19 protein-coding genes are annotated in these 19,365 nt (G+C 67.5%); 7 read left to right on the forward strand and 12 right to left on the reverse strand.

Annotated features, from left to right (window positions below):
- Position 1: 1 nt before the first annotated feature.
- Genes ACIA12_RS06535 through ACIA12_RS06565 form a run of 7 tightly spaced genes read right to left on the reverse strand, consistent with a single transcriptional unit; the run spans position 2 to position 6,481 of the window.
- Positions 2-448 carry a carboxymuconolactone decarboxylase family protein gene (locus tag ACIA12_RS06535; protein WP_396365779.1) on the reverse strand — a complete coding sequence of 149 codons (447 nt, stop codon included), beginning with the start codon at positions 446-448 and terminating at the stop codon, positions 2-4.
- 4 nt (positions 449-452) lie between these two features.
- Positions 453-1,235, reverse strand: a complete 783-nt coding sequence (locus ACIA12_RS06540; RefSeq protein WP_396365780.1) for a sugar phosphate isomerase/epimerase family protein — start codon at positions 1,233-1,235, stop codon at positions 453-455.
- A 4-nt stretch (positions 1,236-1,239) separates the two neighbouring features.
- On the reverse strand, positions 1,240-2,094 hold the full coding sequence (locus ACIA12_RS06545) for a carbohydrate ABC transporter permease (RefSeq protein WP_396365781.1): 855 nt from the start codon (positions 2,092-2,094) through the stop codon (positions 1,240-1,242).
- Positions 2,084-3,028 (reverse strand): carbohydrate ABC transporter permease, encoded by a 945-nt coding sequence (locus ACIA12_RS06550; protein ID WP_396365782.1) that lies wholly within the window; start codon positions 3,026-3,028, stop codon positions 2,084-2,086. The genes ACIA12_RS06545 and ACIA12_RS06550 overlap by 11 nt, the downstream gene beginning before the upstream one ends.
- Before the next feature lie 6 nt (positions 3,029-3,034).
- The gene (locus tag ACIA12_RS06555) at positions 3,035-4,342 is read right to left on the reverse strand and encodes an extracellular solute-binding protein (RefSeq protein ID WP_396365784.1); all 1,308 of its coding nucleotides are present in this window, start codon (positions 4,340-4,342) and stop codon (positions 3,035-3,037) included.
- A gap of 13 nt (positions 4,343-4,355) precedes the next feature.
- Positions 4,356-5,498: a mandelate racemase/muconate lactonizing enzyme family protein gene (locus tag ACIA12_RS06560; RefSeq protein ID WP_396365785.1), complete on the reverse strand. Its 1,143-nt coding sequence runs from the start codon at positions 5,496-5,498 to the stop codon at positions 4,356-4,358.
- Entirely contained in the window at positions 5,495-6,481 is a 987-nt protein-coding gene (locus ACIA12_RS06565) for a hydroxyacid dehydrogenase (RefSeq protein WP_396365786.1), read from the reverse strand. The genes ACIA12_RS06560 and ACIA12_RS06565 overlap by 4 nt, the downstream gene beginning before the upstream one ends.
- 101 nt (positions 6,482-6,582) lie before the next feature.
- Between ACIA12_RS06565 and ACIA12_RS06570 the strand changes: the two genes are divergently transcribed.
- From ACIA12_RS06570 to ACIA12_RS06590, 5 genes are all read left to right on the forward strand, one after another.
- Positions 6,583-7,473 carry a LysR family transcriptional regulator gene (locus tag ACIA12_RS06570; protein WP_396365787.1) on the forward strand — a complete coding sequence of 297 codons (891 nt, stop codon included), beginning with the start codon at positions 6,583-6,585 and terminating at the stop codon, positions 7,471-7,473.
- Between the two features lie 47 nt (positions 7,474-7,520).
- Positions 7,521-8,477: an SDR family NAD(P)-dependent oxidoreductase gene (locus tag ACIA12_RS06575; RefSeq protein ID WP_396365789.1), complete on the forward strand. Its 957-nt coding sequence runs from the start codon at positions 7,521-7,523 to the stop codon at positions 8,475-8,477.
- A 24-nt stretch (positions 8,478-8,501) separates the two neighbouring features.
- Entirely contained in the window at positions 8,502-9,254 is a 753-nt protein-coding gene (locus tag ACIA12_RS06580; RefSeq protein WP_396366034.1) for a putative protein N(5)-glutamine methyltransferase, read from the forward strand.
- Between the two features lie 4 nt (positions 9,255-9,258).
- Positions 9,259-9,720 (forward strand): GNAT family N-acetyltransferase, encoded by a 462-nt coding sequence (locus tag ACIA12_RS06585; protein WP_396365791.1) that lies wholly within the window; start codon positions 9,259-9,261, stop codon positions 9,718-9,720.
- A gap of 70 nt (positions 9,721-9,790) precedes the next feature.
- Positions 9,791-10,969, forward strand: a complete 1,179-nt coding sequence (locus ACIA12_RS06590; RefSeq protein ID WP_396365792.1) for a macrolide family glycosyltransferase — start codon at positions 9,791-9,793, stop codon at positions 10,967-10,969.
- Between the two features lie 7 nt (positions 10,970-10,976).
- On the opposite strand, the gene ACIA12_RS06595 is transcribed toward ACIA12_RS06590, so the two are convergent.
- Positions 10,977-12,947 (reverse strand): GTP-binding protein, encoded by a 1,971-nt coding sequence (locus tag ACIA12_RS06595; protein ID WP_396365794.1) that lies wholly within the window; start codon positions 12,945-12,947, stop codon positions 10,977-10,979.
- A gap of 199 nt (positions 12,948-13,146) precedes the next feature.
- Here ACIA12_RS06595 and ACIA12_RS06600 point away from each other — a divergent pair, with 199 nt between their 5' ends.
- The gene (locus tag ACIA12_RS06600) at positions 13,147-13,932 is read left to right on the forward strand and encodes an aminoglycoside phosphotransferase family protein (RefSeq protein WP_396365795.1); all 786 of its coding nucleotides are present in this window, start codon (positions 13,147-13,149) and stop codon (positions 13,930-13,932) included.
- A 16-nt stretch (positions 13,933-13,948) separates the two neighbouring features.
- Here the strand turns inward: ACIA12_RS06600 and ACIA12_RS06605 are convergent, their stop codons facing one another.
- Positions 13,949-14,266: a TetR family transcriptional regulator C-terminal domain-containing protein gene (locus tag ACIA12_RS06605; RefSeq protein WP_396365797.1), complete on the reverse strand. Its 318-nt coding sequence runs from the start codon at positions 14,264-14,266 to the stop codon at positions 13,949-13,951.
- A 104-nt stretch (positions 14,267-14,370) separates the two neighbouring features.
- Between ACIA12_RS06605 and ACIA12_RS06610 the strand changes: the two genes are divergently transcribed.
- Positions 14,371-16,785, forward strand: coding sequence for a glycoside hydrolase family 3 protein (locus ACIA12_RS06610; RefSeq protein ID WP_396365798.1), 2,415 nt, complete (start codon positions 14,371-14,373; stop codon positions 16,783-16,785).
- A 2-nt stretch (positions 16,786-16,787) separates the two neighbouring features.
- On the opposite strand, the gene pyrH is transcribed toward ACIA12_RS06610, so the two are convergent.
- From pyrH to ACIA12_RS06625, 3 genes are read right to left on the reverse strand one after another with little or no spacing between them, the layout of a single operon-like run.
- Entirely contained in the window at positions 16,788-17,495 is a 708-nt protein-coding gene (gene pyrH, locus ACIA12_RS06615) for a UMP kinase (RefSeq protein WP_396365800.1), read from the reverse strand.
- A gap of 34 nt (positions 17,496-17,529) precedes the next feature.
- On the reverse strand, positions 17,530-18,168 hold the full coding sequence (locus ACIA12_RS06620) for a maleylpyruvate isomerase N-terminal domain-containing protein (RefSeq protein ID WP_396365801.1): 639 nt from the start codon (positions 18,166-18,168) through the stop codon (positions 17,530-17,532).
- Positions 18,165-19,151: a tyrosine-type recombinase/integrase gene (locus tag ACIA12_RS06625; protein WP_396365802.1), complete on the reverse strand. Its 987-nt coding sequence runs from the start codon at positions 19,149-19,151 to the stop codon at positions 18,165-18,167. The genes ACIA12_RS06620 and ACIA12_RS06625 overlap by 4 nt, the downstream gene beginning before the upstream one ends.
- Between the last annotated feature and the right edge of the window lie 214 nt (positions 19,152-19,365).

Raw genomic sequence — 19,365 nt, forward strand, 5'->3', positions numbered from 1 at the left:
GTCAGGCCCAGGTGGCGCCTGCGGGCGCGCGGACGGTGGTGTTGAGCCGGTTGAACAGGTTGGTCAGGCTGATCATCAACACGATCGCCGCGAGCTGTGTCTCGTCGAAATGGCTGGCGGCCTCGGCCCAGATCTCATCCGTCACCGCGTCCGGCCGGTCGGCCAGCCGGGTGGCGGCCTCGGCCATCGCCAGCGCCGCCCGCTCGGCGTCGGTGAACAGCTCGGACTCACGCCAGGCGACGACCTGGTGCAGCCGCTCGTCGGTCTCGCCGTTCTTCTTGGCGCTGTGGATCCCGCCGTGGATACAGGCCGAGCAGCCGTTGATCTGGCTCGCTCGCAGGTGGACGAGTTCGAGGGTGGTGGCGGGGACGCCGCCCTTGTACATCGCCTTGTAGATGTTCTGGATCCCGGTCATCGCGTCCGGCAGGATCACGGCCGGGTTCTTCATCCGTTCAGTCATACTCCCCTGACGGAGCGGCCGCCGAAGATGTGACAGCGGTGCGCAGATCTCTGACGAGTCGTTCCTCCACCGGCACGGAAGCATCCGAGTACTGGCCGGTGAGACAGATCGGGCCGGTGTAGTCGTGGAGGTTGGCGAAGACGGCGGTCCAGTCGGCGAGGCCTTCGTCGGCCTGGCCGAACCAGGTCTTCCAGCCTTCGCCGGTCGGGATGTACTTGGCATTCTTCAGGTTGACGATGCCCAGGCGGTGCTTGACCAAGGGAAGGGTGATGGCGGGGTCGTCGCCGGCGAGGGCGTCGTGGGCCGCGTCCCAGACGACCTTGAACTCGTCGGGGAGGCCGTCCAGCAACTGCAGCACACCGAGCGACGAGGTGACGAACTTGCCGTGATGCTGCTGCACACCGACCTGTACGCCGTACTGCGTGACGAGTGCCGCGGCGTCCTCGAGCTCTTGACGGATTCGGCGTACCGACGCCGCATAACCGTCCGGACCGATCGGGGCCATGAGGCGGATCATCGGGACGCCGGCCTTGGCCGCCGCCGAGAACGCGCTCTCCGAGAGGTCGCTCGCGATGCTGATCGGCTCGACGCCCGCGGCGCGAAGCTGCTCGACGAAGGGCGGCAGGCCGGACTCGGCGGTGGCCGGGGTGACGAAGGCGGTGTCGCGGACGGGGATCTCGGCGCCGGTGAAGCCGAGGCCGGCGACGAGCCTGCCCAGCTCGTCGCCGGGCAGGCCGGACCAGGGTTTGGTGAAGACGGACCAGGTGTAGGTCATGTTTTCAGCGGCCTCCGAGCCCGCTCATGGTGATGCCTCTGACGAACCAGCGTTGGGTGAGGAAGAAGAGCACGATCAACGGGACCGTGGTGATGGTGGCCGCCATCAACAGCAGGTTCCACTGGGTGCCGTTGGTGTCCTGAAAGACCTGCAGACCGACGGCCGCGGTACGGGTCGAGTCGCTGTTGGAGATGACAAGCGGCCACAGAAGGTTGTTCCACTGACCAATGAATTTGAACACCGCGAGCGTCGCGATCGCCGGCACCGCCAGCGGCACGATCACCCGGGTGAACGCCTGCCACCGGTTGGCGCCGTCCAGCCGGGCCGCCTCCTCGTAGTCGCGCGGGATGCCCAGGAAGAACTGCCGCAGCAGGAAGACGCCGAGCGCGGTGAACGCGTGCGGCAGGATCATCCCCGGCCAGGTGTCGATGCCGTGCAGCTTCGCGACCAGGATGAACTGCGGGATCAGCGTGACCTGCGACGGGATCATCAGCGTCGCCAGATAGATGCCGAACAGCCAGTTCCGGCCGGGGAAGTTCAGCCGGGCGAACGCGTACGCCGCCAGCGCGGCCGTGACGGTCTCCAGCAGCGTCGTACCGGCCGCGAAGATGATCGTGTTGAGCAGGTACCGGCCGAGCGGGACGAGCTCGAAGGCACGCTTCAGGTTCTCGGGATGCCAGCTGCTCGGCCAGAAGGACGGTTGCGCGGCCATCGACTCCGCATCCGACTGGAACGCGACGAGCACCATCATCACGACCGGTACCAGCGTCAGCGCGGTCACCAGGTAGCACGCGAAGACGACCAGCTTGCGAGTGGCCACCGGGTTCTTCAGCAGCGGGGTCAGGACGTTAGTTGTCATAGTGGACGAGCCTCCGCTGCAGCACGAACTGGGCCGCGGTGATGACGACGATGAACCCGAACAGGACCAGCGACTGCGCCGCGGCGTACCCCTGGTCGTAGTTCTCGAAGCCGGTCCGGTAGATGTACATGACGAGCGTCGTGGTGCGCGATCCCGGCCCGCCGTTGGTCATGATCAGCGCCTGGTCGAAGACCTGGAACGAGCCGATGATCGAGGTCACGACGACGAAGAACAGCGCCGGCGACAGCATCGGCAGGGTGACGCTGCGGAAGCTCTGCCAGGTCGAGCTGCCGTCCACCTTGGCCGCCTCGTAGAGCTGCTGCGGGATCGCCTGCAGTCCGGCCAGGAAGACGACCATGCCGAACCCGAAGCTCTTCCAGACACTCATCGCAATCAGCGCGGGCATCGCCCAGTTGTCGCTGATCAGCCACGCCGGTCCGTCGATGCCGAACCAGCCGAGCACGGTGTTCACCAGGCCGCCGTGCGGGATGTAGAGCCAGATCCAGACGAACGCGACGGCTACGGTGATCGTTGCGTACGGCAACAGCAGCAGCGACCGGAAGACGGCGATCCGGCGCAGCCCTTGATTGAGCAGCAAGGCCAGCCCGAGACTCACCAGGATCGTCAGCGGAACGCTCACCAAGGTGAAGTACGCCGTGTTGCCGAGCGCCGACCAGAAGGTCGGATCAGGGCCGAGCCGGGAGAAGTTCTTCAGACCGGCGAAGGTCGGGCTGCTGAACAGGTTCCAGTTCAGCAGCGAGATCACGCCCGCCGCGACCACCGGGCCGGCGGTGAAGATCAGGAAGCCGATCAGGCTGGGCAGGATGAACAGCCAGGCGGCCAGGGTCTCCTTGTTCCGCCAGCGTGGCGTCGGTCCGGTCGGCGGAGGCTTGGCGCTCGTCGCCGCTTGCCCGGGCAGGGTGTCGACAGCCATCCGGGATCACCCCTTCCGGGCTTCGGCTTGGCGGATGTTGTCCTGGTGCTGCTTCATCAGTACGTCGAGCCGAGGTGTCAGCCCGTTGATGGCGTCAGGCACGGACACCTGGCCGAGGAACGTCCGCGGCAGGTCCTGACCGAGCAGCTGCTTGACCTGGTTCCAGTTGGTCGTCACGTCGAACGCGTGCCCACCGGCCACCTTGCCGGCCAGGATGTCCTGCACGACTCCGAGGTTGTCGGGCGGCGGCTTGAACGCGCTGCCCGCAGACAGCCGGGCCGGGTTGTTGCGGCCGGCCTTCGCGTAGATGTCGAGGGCTCCGGTGCTGGTCAGGGTCTTGAGCAGTCGCCAGGCCAGCTCGAGATCCTTGCCTTTGACACCGGAGGGGATCGCGAACGACGAGCCGGACACTCTCGGCGTACTTCCGACCGGACCGGCCGGAAACGGGATGACGTCCCAGTCGAATTTCGCCTTGCGGACGTTGACCACCTGCCACGGGCCGTTCTGCATGAAGGCGACGTTGCCTTCCATGAAGTTGGACAGTGAGCTCTCGGTGACCAGGTTGCTGATCGGCGGTGTCACCTGGTCCTTGACGAACAGATCGATCACGAACTGGATCGCCTGCATCGCCTCCGGCCGGTTCAGGGTGCTGACCGACTGGTCGTCGTTCATCACGTTGCCGCCGGCGCAGTAGATCCACGACACCAGGTCGTCGATCGCCGGCGCGCAGGTGAAGCCGTACTGGTCCGGTGGCTTCGTCAGCTCCTTGGCCAGTTCGCGGAAGGTCTCCCAGCTCATCGGCTCGGTCCTCGACGGCAGCTCGATCCCGGCCTTGGTCAGGAGCGACTTGTTGTAGTACATGACCGTGGGCGCGACGTCGAAGCCGATCGCGTAGGTCTTGCCGTTGAAGGAGGAGATCTTCCGGCTCAGCGGGTAGAAGTCGTCGGTCGTGAAGTCCGGGTCGGCGGCGATCAGGTCGTCGAGTGGCTGATGGGCGCCACGGGAGGCGTAGGTCGGGATCAGCGTGCCGTTCAGCGCGGTCACCAGGCTGGCAGTGCCGCTGACGAGTTGGAGGTCGAGCTTGGTCGGGTAGCCGCCGGACGGGGTGAGGGTCGGGATCGATTCGAGCTTCAGTTGCTGCTCGACGTACTTGCTGAAGTCTTGCCACACCTTGCGTTCGGCGGGACTGCTCGACCACATCGACCAGGTGGCAGCGTTTTTGGGCGTTGACGAACAGGCTGTGAGTGCTCCGGAGGCGGCTACCGCGGCACCGGTGTACTTGAGGAAGCTGCGGCGGGACAGCTCAGGGGACATAAGGGTTACTCCTCTAGGTGAAGAGCAGGGTGATCGACTCGGCGCGGATGCGGTCCTCGTCGATCTGGACGCCCAGACCGGGCGCGGTGGGGACCGTCGCGACGGCCTTGGTGATGGTGAGCCCCTCGACGTACAGGTCCGAGAGCAGCTCGGGCCCGTTCAGCTCCGCGGGCAGTGCCAGTTCGAGCTGGCTGAACAGATGCAGGCCGGCCGCGAAGCCGATGCCGCAGTCGGTCAGGCCGCTGGCGAGGATCTCGATCCCGTTGGAGAGCGCGACCTGAGCGGTCTTCAGGGCATTGCGCAGGCCACCGGCTTTGCAGATCTTCACGACGACCAGGTCAGCGGCGTCGAGCCGGACCGCTCGGGCCAGGTCCTGCGCGGTGAAGCTGCCCTCGTCGATCGCGATCGGCAGGTCGATCAGTTCACGCAGCCGGTGCATCGCGAGCGTGTCGGTGCTCGGTACTGGTTGCTCGACGCAATGAATCGTCCGGACCTGGCTGGTCCGGTCGAGCAGCTGCTTGAGCGCGCTCGGCCGGTACGACTGGTTGGCGTCCAGCCACAGCGGCTTGGCGCCGGCCACCTCCGCGACCGTCTCGATCGCGGCCGCGTCGGAGTCCAGGTCCCCGCCGATCTTCACCTTGTACGCCGAATAGTCCGAGGACTGCTCAGCATGCTCCCGCACGGCGTCCGGCGCCCCGACACCGATCGCCGAGCACAACGGAATCTCGTCGTGCAGCTTCCCCCCGAGCAACGCATGCACCGGTACGCCGGCCAGCTTCCCCGCGGCATCATGCATCGCGATGTCGACCGCTGCCCGGGCGAACGGAAAGCCGTTCGAGACCGCGGGACTCAACCGCTTCGTCACCCGCTGGTGGAACAACTCGACGTCGAACGGCGTCAGCTCCAGCAGAATCGGCTCGAGATGACGCTTGATCACCACCGCGATCGTCTCCGCCGTCTCGTAACTCCAGCTCGGAAGCGCTCTCTGCTCGCCCCAACCGACCACCCCGTCCTCGGTCGTGAGCTTCACGAAGAGCACCGCCGCCGACTGGTCCGGCGCCTTGTCCGGGGAGCCGACCGCACCGCTGCCGAGCACGAACTGCCGCGCGAACGGCACCGCGACCGGGAAGACCTCGACGGATCTGATCCTGCTCATGCCGCGATCGCCCAGACCGCTGGATCGACGAAGCTGGGACCACGGACGCCGCCGTCGAGCCACTTGAGAACGTCCTGGACGACATAGCCTGCCAGTGCGAGGTGACCTTCGACGGTGTCGCCCGCGATGTGTGGCGTGAGCAGCAGGTTCGGCGCGGCCAGTACGTCGGGCTCGAATTTCGGCGGCTCCGGATCGTAGACATCCAGCGCCGCGAACAGCCGGCCGTCCAGGCAGTGCTCCAGCAATGCCGACTGGTCGACGGCCGGTCCCCGCGAGGAGTTGACGACGATCGCGCCGTCCGGCAACTGCTCGATCAGCTTCCGCGTCACCAGTCCACGGGTCTCCGGCACGTCCGGCACATGGATGGAGACGAACCGGGACCGCAACGCCTCGTCCAGCTCAACCACCCGCACGCCGAGTTGCTGCGCGCGTTCCGTTGTCAGGTACGGGTCGTAGACGGCGATGTCGCAACCGAACGGCTTGAGCAGCGTGATCAGCGCGCGGGCCGTCGAGCTGGCGCCGAGAATGCCGACCTGCTGGCCGGCCAGCTCGCCACCCCTCAGTTGCGGTTGTTTCCAGCCGCCGGCGCGGAGCGCCTGGTCGAACTGCGGAAGCCTGCGCGCCAGTGTGAGCATCGACGCGAGGCAGTACTCGCCGACCGACCACGCGATCCGGGTGCCGGCCGAGAAGACGGCGACGCCTTCGTCGAGGATCGCCGGGTCGACGAGCTTCTTGACCGAACCGGCCGCGTGCGCGACCACCTTCGGGCCGTTGCCGTCCGCCCACAGCGCCTTTTCCAGGTGCGGCGTACCCCAGCTCGTCAGGAGCACGTCGCTCCCGGCAGCGAGTTCGGCGACCACCTCGGGGCTCAGGTCGGGACCGGCCCAGCGGACGTCGAACCGCTGGTTCAGCAGCTCCCGAGTCTGCGGGCTGCACACGTCGTCGGCCCGGTCGGGCGTCATCACCACGGCAAGCTTGGACAAGCTGACTCCTCGGGTCTGAACTGTTGACCCGAAGGTAAGGGCTTTCCGTTATGCTCGTCCAAGCCCATTTCCGCATCGACCGATACCGTGAGGGCATCAGCATGGATCTCTCCCTCCAGCAGTTGCGCGGTTTCGTCGCGGTCGCCGAGGAACAGCATTTCGGCCGCGCCGCCCAGCGGCTCAACCTGACCCAGCCGCCGCTGACCCGGCAGATCCAGGGGCTGGAGCGCTCTTTGGGCGTCAGCCTGTTCGACCGGACCGGCAGGGGAGTGCGGCTCACCGCCGCCGGACAGGTCTTCCTCGAGCATTCGCGGCGAGTGCTGGCGTTGCTGGAGGTCGCTCCCGACGCGGCACGGCGAGCGGCAGATGGGCAGACCGGGACACTGCGGATCGCGTTCACGGCGATCGGGGCGTACGCCGTACTGGCCGACTTCCTGACGATGGTGAGCAAGCGGACGCCGGCGGTGACGGCGGAGCTGACCGAGCTGGTGAGCCCGGATCAGTTCGAGGCGCTCGCGAACCTGGAGATCGATCTCGGCATCGTCCGGCCGCCGATCCCGGCGCAGTTCGACTCGGTGCTGGTGCACTCGGAGGATCTCGTGCTCGCGGTACCGGCTGATCACAAGCTGGCTGACGGAGAGAGCGCTGTCTCGCTGGCCGACGTGACGGACGACTACATCGGCTACAGCCCCGAAGGGTCGCAGTACCTGCATGACATCTGCGCCGCGATGATCGGGATGAACCGGTACGCCGTCAGCCAGCTCGCCTCGCAGGTGCCGACGATGCTCGCGCTGGTCCGGGCCGGGCTGGGGTGTGCGCTGATCCCGCGGTCGATCATGGCGATGGGCGTTGCCGGTGTGCGGTACCGGGAGCTCGACGCGGCGGACGCGCACTCGGTGACGCTGCATGCGGCGTGGAGTCCGGACAGCCCGAACCCGGCGCTCCAGCGCCTCGCCGAGTCGTTGAAGGCGAATCCACACCTGGCTGCCTGACCATCGAGCTTGACCTAGAGTGAGCTCTAGTTCCTAGTGTGATGGGTATGAGCACTCCACAACACAAGATCGGCTCGGGCTTCGGCCATGGCACCAAGGCGGACGAGGTCCTCGCGGGCATCGACCTGACCGGCAAGCTCGCGCTCGTCACCGGCGGCTACTCCGGCATCGGGATCGAGACCACCCGCGCGCTGGCGAAGGCGGGCGCCCAGGTCGTCGTACCGGCCCGGCGCCCGGACGCAGCTCGGGAAGCGCTCTCTGACGTCGCCGGCGTGGAGGTCGGTGAACTGGATCTGGCCGACCTGGCCAGTGTCGAGAGCTTCGCCTCGGACTTTCTCGCCTCCGGGCGGCCGATCGACATCCAGATCAACAACGCGGCGGTGATGGCCAACCCGGAGACGCGGGTCGGGCCGGGCTGGGAGTCGCAGTTCGCCACCAACCACCTCGGGCACTACGCGTTGACCAACCGGTTGTGGCCGGCGCTGGCCGCTGACGGCGGGGCGCGAGTCGTCGCGCTGTCGTCGTCGGGGCACCGGCGGTCGGACATCCGGTGGGACGACCCGCAGTTCACCCGGGGGTACGAGAAGTGGGCGGCGTACGGGCAGGCGAAGACGGCCAACTCGCTGTTCGCGGTGCAGCTCGATGCCTTGGGCAAGGATTCCGGCGTACGGGCGTTCGCGGTGCACCCGGGTGGGATCCTGACGCCGCTGCAGCGGCATCTGCAGCGTGAGGAGATGGTCGGGTTCGGGTGGATCGACGAAGAGGGCAACCCGGCGCGACCGGATCTGTTCAAGACTCCCGAAGGGGGCGCCTCGACCTCGGTGTGGGCGGCCACCTCGCCGCAGCTCGACGGCCAGGGCGGCGTCTTCTGCGAGGACTGCGAGATCGCGGAGCTGTCGACCGACGATGCGCCCGGAGTACGGCCGTATGCCGTCGATCCCGCCTCGGCCGCGCGGCTGTGGACGCTGTCCGCCGAACTCACCGGCGTGAACGCGTTCCAGTAACCTGACCGCATCACTACTTCAACGATCGTCCGCACCCTTCGCGCCGCCGGCTGCGTCTTCGCCGAGGACGAGGCGGACCTGCTGATCGCGGCAGCCCGCGACGACGCCGAACTCACCCACATGGTCGAGCAACGCGTCGCCGGGCTGCCGATCGAACACATCGTCGGCTACGCGGACTTCTGCGGCCTGCGCATCCTGCTGGACCCCGGCGTCTTCGTCCCACGCCGCCGCACCGAACACCTGGTCGCAGAGGCGCTCCTGCTCACCCGCCCCGGCTCGATCGTCGTAGACCTGTGCTGCGGCTCAGGCGCCCTCGGTGTCGCCGTCCACGCGGGCCGACCCGACATCACCCTGTACGCCGCCGACCTCGACCCCATCGCCGTCGCCTGCGCCCGCCGCAATGTCGAGCCCATCGGCGGCCAAGTCACCCAAGGCAACCTGTACGCCGCCCTGCCACCCGCGCTGCGCGGCCACATCGACGTCCTGCTCTCGAACGTCCCCTACGTCCCCACCGACGAGATCGCCTTCCTCCCGGCCGAAGCCCGCCTCCACGAACCCCACACCACCCTCGACGGCGGCACCGACGGCCTGACCATCCTCCGCGAGGTAGCAGCCGAAGCCTCCCACTGGCTGGCCCCGGGAGGCAGCATGCTCACAGAAACAACCGAAGCCCAAGCCCCGGTTGCCGCCGCCATCCTCACCGAGGCCGGCCTCACGCCCCGCATCACCACGTCCGAGGAGCTCTACGCCACCACAGTCATCGGCACGAAGGAGTAAACCGATGGAGATCAGGCCGGCCACCACCGACGACCTACCCGGCGTCGTCGCCTCCAGCGCTGCCCTCTTCGCGGAGGACGCCGCAACCCGCGACGCCCTCCGCAACGCAGACTGGCCGGCCACCCACGGCGCACAATGGTGCGCTGACCTGCTGACCGATCCGCAAGCGCTGGTACTCGTTGCTGCGAACGATGGCGAGGTCGCCGGTCATCTGGTCGGGATGTTCGCCGAGGCGTCGGACATGTGGGTCGGAAGCAAGGCCGAACTGGTGAGCATGTACGTCCGCGCCGACCTGCGGGGACAAGGTGTCGGCGGACATTTGGTGGACGCGTTCGCCGAGTGGGCCAAGGAGCGCGGGGCCGCGCGCCTGCACGTCACCGCATACGCGAAAAACACGGCGGCCCTGCGCTTGTACGAGAGCCGCGGCTTCGCACCGAAATCGGTGACCCTGGCCGTGGACCTTTGATCCGTCGGGTTTGCCTGATCGGGTAAATGGGTTGGAGGGCGGGGCGTCGGGTGGGGACGATGTGGATCTAATGGCTGAGCACATCGCGTTCCTGACCATCCCGGCCGCGGGGCACATCAATCCGACTCTTCCGCTGGTTGCCGAGCTTGTCCGGCGAGGGCATCGGGTGACCTATGCGACCGGGCCCGCGTTCGGCGACGCGGTCCGCGCGGCCGGGGCCGAGTTCGTCCAGCTGGACTGGGAGCCGAAGGCGATCAAGGTCGCCCGGACCGGGCAGACGACCGAGGATCTGGCCAGGATGCTGACCGGCTTCGTGGCCAGTGCGCGGCGGGTGACGCCGGCGGTCGAGAAGTGGCTGGTCGGCGACCGGCCGGATCTGTTCGTCTACGACATGATGACGTTCATCGGCCCGGCGCTCGCGGCCAAGCTCCGGCTGCTCGAGGCAGCCACGGTCGCCAACTTCGCCGGCAACGAGCACTTCAACCTCACCCAGGCGCTGGTACCGGCCGACTTCGACCCCACGCACCCGAAGTTCCAGCAGTTCCTGGCCGCGCGGGCGCAGTACGCGAAGGACTTCGGCGTACCGCTCGAGACGGTCGCCACGGCGGGGGCGATCGCGCCGCTGAACCTCGTCTTCATCCCGCGCGAGTTCCAGCTGTCGGGAGAGACCTTCGACGAGCGCTTCCACTTCGCCGGCCCGGCGATCGGCGCGCGCACCGCCGTCTCGGACTGGATGTCACCCGGCTCGCCGCTGCTCTTCATCTCGCTCGGTACCGCGGTCAACGACCGTCCCGACTTCTTCACCACCTGCGCGAAGGCCTTCGGTGGTACCGGCTGGAACGTCGCGATGGCGATCGGCAACGAGGTCTCACCGGCCGATCTCGGCGAGATCCCACCGAACTTCGATGTCCGCCCGTACTTCCCCCAGCCGGTCGTCCTGGAGCACGCGGATGTGTTCCTCTCCCACGCCGGGATGAACTCGGTGATGGAGTCCCTGCTCAACCAGGTGCCCTTGGCAACCTACCCGCAGACCGCCGAGCAGTCCGCCAACGCCGACCGGGTCACCGAGCTGGGCCTCGGCCGCCGCCTCCCGAACGACGTCACCGCGGATCTCTTGCGGGCAATCGTCGACGAGATCACCGCCGACGCCGGCATCCGCGCCAACCTCGCCGCGATGGCCGAGCACATCCACGCCGCGGGCGGTGCGGCCGGCGCGGCAGACGCCCTGGAGTCCTACCTCAGCCGCTGACTGCTGATCACACTCGCCGGAGGACGTGGAGCAGGTAGTCCCGGCGGTTGAGCGGGTCGTTGTCGGTGCGCGGCCGGTCGGGGATCGGGCCCGTGACGGGCTGATAGCGCTCGAACGATGATTCGAGCACGCCTTCACCACGGGACAGGCCGGGCAGTTGCTGCTCTAGCTGGTAGACGGCAGCCGCTGGGATTTCTCCTTCCAGGACAGAGGTTTCAGTGCCAAGCGCCGGTACCTGCGGGATCGCCCGGAGCCGTGTCAGCGCGGCCAGTACGCCGCGAGTCGTGTCGGTCGGGATCTCCAGCTGGAAGTGGTGCATCGGCTCGTACACCGTCGTACCGGCTTCCCGCAGCGCCGTCATCAAGACGAGCGGCGTGAGATTGCGGAAGTCGCCGGCCGTGCTCGACATGCTCTTGTCGAAGACGGCATGCGCGTGACTCTGCCGCGCCGAGTAGCCCGAATGCGTCATCACCACCCGCGCGTCCGGAATCTGCCAGCCGTGGATTCCCTGCTGCAGCGTCTCGTACACGGTCTCCTCGACCGCCTTGATGAACGCGTACGGCATCGAGCCGAGCTCGACCTCGAGACGGAAGCTGACGCCTTCGCCGACCGGCGCCGGCTCGACCCGCAGGCCGACGGTCGCCAGGAACGGGTTCGGGTCCTGCTTGTTGAACTCCACCGCGGTCCCGACCCCGGCCAGCCGTTCGATGCAGATCGTCGTCGTCTCGCGGAAGGTGACGTCGATCCCGAACTCGCCGGCCAGCGTCGTCTGGATGACCTCCTTCTGCACCTCGCCGTACAGCGATACGAAGGTCTCCTGGCGGAGGTCGTCCTGGCGCAGGTTGATCAGCGGGTCCTGCTCGGCGAGCTGAGAGAGCGCGACCTGCAGGTTGCCCTTGTCCGATGGCCGGACCGGCGCGATGACGGTCTCCAGCGTCGGGGGAGCGAAGTAAGCGCTCTCTGAGCTGCTCGCCCCGACTCCGATCACGTCACCGATCTGGATCTCGCCGAGCCCCCACAGTTTGCCGATCTGCCCGGCGGTCACCTCCGGCCGGGTCAGCACGGAACCGCCGTCGAACACACTGATCGACGTCACCTTCGACTCCCGGTCGCCGCGGAACCGCAGGCGGTCCCGGGTCCGGATCGCGCCGGAGAACATCCGCACGAACGCGATCTTCTCCCCGGCCCGGCCACGCTCGACCTTGAAGACCGACCCCGACACGGGTCCGTCGACGTCGCCTTCGGCCGCCGGCAGCAGTTCGCGGATCGCCGCGATCAGCTCGTCGGTGCCGGCGCCGGTGATCGCGGATCCGAAGTACACCGGATGCACGAGCGCCCGCTGCGTCTGATCTGCCAGCTTGGCCCACAGTACGTCGTACGAGAGGGCAGCTTCGTTCTCTACATATGTCGTCAACAGTTGATCGTCATGGACGGCAAGTACCTCGATCAACGTTTGCAAGAAGCCGGAGTCGTCGCGCCGGTACGGCGTGAAGCCTGCGCCGGGGCTGCCGAGACTCGTCGCCTCACCCATCGCGATGACGCCGGCCGACAGGCGATCCGCGATGCTCTTCAGCAACTCGGTCTGCTGAGCTCCTCGCCGGTCGAGCTTGTTGACGAAGATCAGCGTCGGGATCCGGAGCCGGTGGAGCGTGCGCATCAGGACGCGGGTCTGCGCCTGGACGCCCTCGACGGCGGAGATGACGAGTACGGCGCCGTCGAGCACGCTGAGCGCCCGCTCCACCTCGGCGATGAAGTCCGGGTGGCCGGGAGTGTCGATCAGGTTGACCGTGACGTCGTCGAGCGCGAACGAGACGACCGCGGACTTGATCGTGATCCCGCGCTGGCGTTCCAGCGCGAGCGAGTCGGTCTGGGTACTGCCGTCATCGACGCTGCCGACCTCGTCGATCACCCCGGCGGCGTAGAGGAGCCGCTCGGTCAGGCTGGTCTTACCGGCGTCGACATGCGCCAGAATTCCCAAGTTCAGAGTTAGCACGCAGCTTCATGTCCCTTGAAGAGAAGGTGTGACCTTTCTGGGTGAACATGAAGTCAGGTCGCATTCCGTGCGCTCCTTGGTGAGAACTACTTGGCTGAGGTGCTGCAACCCGGAGTACACCAGAGACCGCTCCCCGGCAGCAATCGGTTTTCGGCGCACACGCGGGTCGTCTACGGTGGGCCGGGTGCTCGATCCCACGCGCTTCGCCTCCATCGAACCCGTCCAGGGTTTTATCGGCAACGAGAGTTTTCGGCTGCGGACGGATGCGGGGGAGACGCTCTACTACAAGTCGGGCGCGGCTGCCGCGATGTCGGCGGAGGTCTGGGCCTGCGAGCGCGCGCGACAGGCCGGAGTACTGGCACCTGAGATTGTCGAGAGCGGACCCGGATACCTGATCGAGCGTGCCTTGAAGGGGTCGGCATCGGCTGAGCCGGCCGTTCTGGAGCAGGCCGGCGGGCAGTTGCGGCGACTTCATGAGGTGGCTGGCGAGGGATACGGCTTCCTGCAGGAAGGGTTGCGGGACGACTGGCTCTCGGTGCTTGTGCGGCCGCTGGACAATCTCGAAGTACTGGCGGGAATCGTCCACGACGAACTGGTACGCCGGTTGCGTGGGCTGAGGTTCGCGGATCGGCTCACGCCGGTGGCGCCGCGGCTCCTGCACGGCGATCTGCATCCTCGGCATATCTTTGCTGAGGGCAACCATTTCACCGGGTTCATCGACTGGGGCGACGTCGCCTTCGGGGATCCGCTGTTCGATCTCGGGCGGTTCTCGCGGGCGGGGGAGGCTGCGACGGACGCTCTGCTGCGAGGGTACGGGATCGAACGCAGCGCCGAGCTGGACTGGACGCTGGCGTTCTATCGGACCATCTGGGGTGTGATGGCCATGCTCTGGGAGCACGCCGCCGGGGGAGACTGGTATGCCGCGCACCTCGAAGCGATCGAAGCGGATCTGCCTGTGCTCGAGATCTGAAGGCGGGCTTCGGCTGTCAGGTGCGAGACGTGGGGCGCAGCAGCTCGATCAGGTGGTCCAGGAGGTCTGCCGGCTCGTCCGGTAGCTGGAACTGGGACTGGATCTGCAGCCCGTCGGACAAGGCGATCAGGAGGGTGGCGATCTTCTCCGGATCTGCCGCGGGGCTGATCGTTCCGTGCGTCTGCCGGTCCCGCACGCCTTCGGCCAGCGCCTCGCGCAGCAGTTGATAACGCTCCACGAAGTACTCGTGCGCCCCATGCTGCGGATCGCCGGCCTCCGCCGAGAACGTCGAGTACAACTGGACGAGCCCCGGAACGTCGGCGTTGTGCCGCACGATGGCGCCGAGCTTGCCGACCGCATCGGACTCGTCACCCAGACGCGCCGTGTCCGCCTCGAGCGCGGCGGTCAGGATTTCCTCGCGCGCCTACAGTGGCAGGCATGAGCCTGACACCCGCTGAATTCGCAGATCTTCTCGGTCGACTGACGCTCGAGGAGAAGGTTCGGTTGCTCACCGGGCAGGACTTCTGGTCGACCCATCCGCTGCCCGGTATCGGGCTGCGGTCGATGGTGCTGTCCGACGGGCCGAGCGGTGTTCGCGGGCCGGTCTGGGACGAGCGGGATCCATCGCTCAACCTCCCGTCCGCGACCGCGCTCTCGTCGTCGTGGGATCTGGCCGTCGCCCACCGGTACGGCGTGGCCTCCGGACTCGAAGCCCGGCGCAAAGGCGTGGACATCGTCCTCGGCCCGACGATCAACCTGCACCGATCGCCCCTCGGCGGCCGTCACTTCGAGGCGTTCAGCGAGGATCCTGTACTGACCGCCGAACTCGCCGCCGCCTACGTGGCCGGCGTGCAGGAGCTCGGCGTCGGCGCCACCCCGAAGCATTATGTCGCCAACGACTTCGAGACCGACCGCTTCACCGCCGACGTCGTGGTCAGCGAGCGCGCGCTGCACGAGGTGTACCTGCTCGCCTTCGAGAAGGCTGTCACCGAATCGAAGGCCTGGCTGGTGATGAGCGCCTACAACTCGATCAACGGCGCGACCGCGTCGGAGAACGAGCTGCTCGAGACTCCGCTGAACAGCGAGTGGGGCTTCGACGGCGTCGTCGTCAGCGATTGGACCGCCGTACGCAGCGTCGAAAGCGCGAAACACTCGCAGGACCTGGCGATGCCGGGTCCGATCGGAGCCTGGGGAGACGCCTTGGTCGAGGCCGTCCGGTCGGGTGAGGTCCAGGAGGACGCCATCGACCGGAAGGTGCTGCGGCTGCTCGCGCTGGCGGCCCGGGTCGGTGCCCTCGAAGGGTTCGAGAAACCGGCTGAGGTTCCGCAGGTCGACACCATCGCCTTCGCCCGCTCGGCGGCGGCCGAAGGATCGGTCCTGCTGCGCAACGCCGATGAGCTGCCCTGGAACGCGACCACACTCCACCGGATCGCCGTCATCGGACACAACGCCCGGGACGCACGGACCCAGGGCGGCGGTAGCGCGACCGTCATCCCGGCGTCCGTGGTCTCACCGCTCGACGGACTACGTGCGGCGCTTCCTGATACCGAGGTCACGTACTCGATCGGCGCCGTGGTCCAAGAAGGTGTCGCAGAGTTGCCGCTGTCGACGATGACCAATCCGGAGACCGGCCGGCCGGGCGCCCGGGTCCGCTTCCTGGCCGAGGACGGCTCCGAGCTGTTCGCCGAGGACCGTCTCTCGAGCGCGCTCGTCTATCTCGGTGGAGACGCGCCGGTCGGCGACACGTCGGTCTTCGAGTTCCGTACGACGTACACGCCAGGGGAGTCCGGGGCGGTGCTGCTCGGGTTCGCCTCCGTCGGTCGCGGCCGCATCTATGCCGACGGCAAGCTTCTCCTTGACGACGTCTCCGTACCGGTCGGCACGGACCTCGGCGCCGCCCTGCTGTCACCGCCATCCATCTCCACCCCGCTCGACGTGATCGCCGGCCAGCCGGTCGACGTCCGCGTGGAACTGGAGCTGGCGAGATCGGACGGCGGTCTCGGCAACGCCCTGAGCATCACCGTCGGCGTCGAGCCCGACCGCTCGAACCCGCAGGCGCTGATCGACGAGGCCGTCGCGGCCGCCCGGGCCGCGGACGTGGCGGTCGTGGTGGTCGGTACCAACTCCAAGGTCGAGTCCGAGGGCCATGACCGGACGACTCTCGCGCTACCCGGCCGTCAGGACGAGCTGGTACGAGCCGTGATCGCAGCGAATCCCCGGACAGTCGTGGTCGTCAACGCGGGCTCGCCTGTCCTGCTGCCCTGGCGTGACGAAGTTGCTGCGCTCATGGTCACCTACTTCGGCGGCCAGGAGTACGGCAACGCACTGGCCGACGTCCTGCTTGGCATCGTCGAGCCAGGTGGCAGGCTCCCCACGACATGGCCACGCGAAGAGGCCGACGTACCGGTCATCGACGTCACCCCACAGGACGGCGTCGTCCGGTACGACGAAGGCATCCACCTCGGATACCGCGCTTGGCTCCGCGCCGGGACCGAACCGGCCTTCGAGTTCGGGCACGGCCTCGGCTACACCACCTGGTCGCTGTCCGACCTCCATGCCTCCGCGACCGCTGCCACGGTGACCGTCCACAACACCGGCAGGCGAGCCGGCAAACACGTGATCCAGGTGTACGCCGAACGCCCCGAAAGCACTGTGGATCGCCCCATCCGCTGGCTGGCCGGCTTCGCAGTCGTACGCCTGAAAGCAGGCGAGTCCAGCGAGATCACCGTCCCGCTGCACACCCATGCCTTCGAGCACTGGGACAACGTCTGGACCACCGAGCCCGGCACCTTCACCGTCCGCGTCGGCTCGTCGGTATCAGACCTCCCATTGTCAACCCAGGTTGAAGTCTGAGCTCAGTCGATGAGGGTGCCGATGTGGGCGCCGGAGCTGATGGCCGCGGCGGCGCCGTCGTGGTCGATGTCGAAGACGTGCAGGGGGAGTGCATGGTCGCGCGCGAGGATGAAGGCGCTCTGGTCCATCACGCCCAGCCCCTTGTCGATGACCTCCTGGTAGCTGAGGCGGTCGAAGCGGCGAGCGGTGGCGACCTTGTTCGGATCCGCGTCGTAGACACCGTCGGTGCCGTTCTTCGCGACCAGCAGCGCGTCGGCGCCCAGCTCGATCGCGCGCTGGACCGACGGATAGTCGGTGGTGTGGAACGGCTGACCGTTTCCGCACGCCAGCAACACGATGCCGCCCTTCTCCAGATGGCGCAGCGCGCGCAGCCGGATGTACGGCTCGGCCAGGTTGTTGATCGGGATCGCGGTCATCAGCCGGACGTTCTTCGCGCCGAGCGCCGACAGCCGGCCGCGCAGCAGCACCGCGTTGATGACGGTGCCGAGCATGCCGATGTTGTCGGCCTCGACCCGGTCGATACCCCAGTCCTCGGCCCGGTTGCCACGGAACACGTTCCCGCCGCCGACGACCACGGCCACCTGGACGCCGGTCTCGTGCGCGGCGATCACCTCACGGGCCAGATGCGTCAGGCTGTCGCTGCTGAAGCCGAACTCGGCCGATCCCGCGATCGCCTGGCCGGACAACTTGATGACAAGCCTTCGGTACATCGGAGCTCCTCACGGCACTGATGGACGGCGCGGGTCAGAAGGCGGTGATCGTCCCCGGCGCCCGCTCCGCCCGAGACAGCGTACGCAGTACCGCGCTCGCGCCGTGCCGCCGGACGGAGAGTCGCGTCAGCAGACCCAGCACCGTCTCCACCGCGCGCGGCGGCAGCTCGGGCGTCGGCAACCCCACACTGACGGCCAGATCGTCGGAGTGCACGGCCAGCTCCATCAACCTGGTCAGCAACATGTCGTCGAGCATCAGCGACCACGGCCCCCACAACGAGATCCGGACCGGGCGGTCGGCGATCTCCGGCAGCCCCGCGGTGAGTTGATCGAGCGCCGCATCCAGCCGATCCGCCAGTACTACGGGACCGTCCGCCGCGACGAGGTCGCCACCGGACCTGATCCGGAGGCTGATCTCGTCGTCCAGGCCGGCGTCGATCCACTCGACCCGGGCGTAGTGGTCGAGCACCGAGATCGTCGGCTCGGTGGGGACGGGTGCGGCGACGATCTCGGGGATCGCCAGCACCTGGTACGCGAGGTGGCCCGCAAGGCCGCCCACGCTGAACTCCTCCAGAGCGCTCGGTTTCGACCATGCCTCGCTGACCGCGGGCTCGCGCAGAAGCCGTGCGGCGGATGCACCAACGGAGAGGAAGTCTTCTCTGATCCCGGTCACGCCTCACATTCTGGTGGTGGACTGATCACTTGGTCGAGGGAACGGTAGGTGCGGTTGCTCGCTGCGGCGGCCCGTTGCTCCCGGCCGGTCGCTTCGATGTAGTTCTGGCTGGTGGCCAGACTGGCATGGCCGAGCAGCCTCATGATCTCGGTCGCGGTGGCGCCGTCCTCGGCGAGCCTGGTGGCGAACGTGTGGCGCAGCGCGTGGAGATTGGCGCCCGCCGGTACCCGATCGTGCAGACCGGCCCAGCGGTAACAGGACTTCACCAGGTACTCGAGGCCGCCACGTCCGATCGGCTCGCCGGTACGGTCCAGCAGCAGCTTGGTCGAGCGGCCGAACCGCTTGCGGGGAAAGCGTTGTACGCACGAATCGACATAGGTCTCGATGATCTTGGCCATGATCGGCTGGACCGGGATGGAACGGTCACGGCTGCCTTTGCCGTGGACGTGCAGGCGCATCTCGCCAGGGCGGCCGGCCAGCGAATCCGCTGTCAGAGTGCGCATCTCACCGGATCTCAGACCGGCGACGAGACCGAGCGCGATGACCAGGACGTCACGCTCCGGCCACGGGTCGCGCGATTGGCGGGCGCCGTCGGCGACCGAACGCAGGAGGACTTCGGGGGTGTCCTCGCCGCGGAGAGGCTTGGGGGAGAGGGGAGGGGTTTTGGGTCTGGCCACTGCTCCCATCGGGTTGCCGGCCAGGAGGCTGTCGGACACGCAGAAGGTGAGGAACTGGTTCCAGGTGGACCAGGCGCGGAGTACGGAACTCTTGGCGTGGCTGTCGGCGAACGCGCCGAAGGCGGCGCGCAGAGCATGGGCGGTGAGGTCGTCGACCTCGAGTTGCTCGAGCTCGACATCGAGGTGGGTGCAGAGCAGCGTGGTGATGCCGGCCAGGTCGCGGCGGTAGGCGTCGGTTGTGTGGGGGGAGTCCTTGCGAGGACGCCGGGCAGCGAAGAACGCCGACTGAGCTGCGAGAACCTTCATGGGGGAGTTCTACCGACCGCCACCGACAGTTTGCGATCGGTGCCTTACTCCCCTGCTCAGATTCCTTGCATCAGGCAACAAGTTTGGCTGAAACCTGCTGCATAATGGTGATTATGCATGAAACAACCGGGGTCGGCCGCCGGGCCGTCTTCGGGGGATAAATGCATCAGCGGCGATGGTCGACAGCCATTCTGACGCCCCGGGCCGGATCCGA

The sequence above is a fragment of the Kribbella sp. NPDC051620 genome (genome assembly GCF_044453825.1).
In the GTDB taxonomy this organism is placed as follows: Bacteria; Actinomycetota; Actinomycetes; order Propionibacteriales; family Kribbellaceae; genus Kribbella.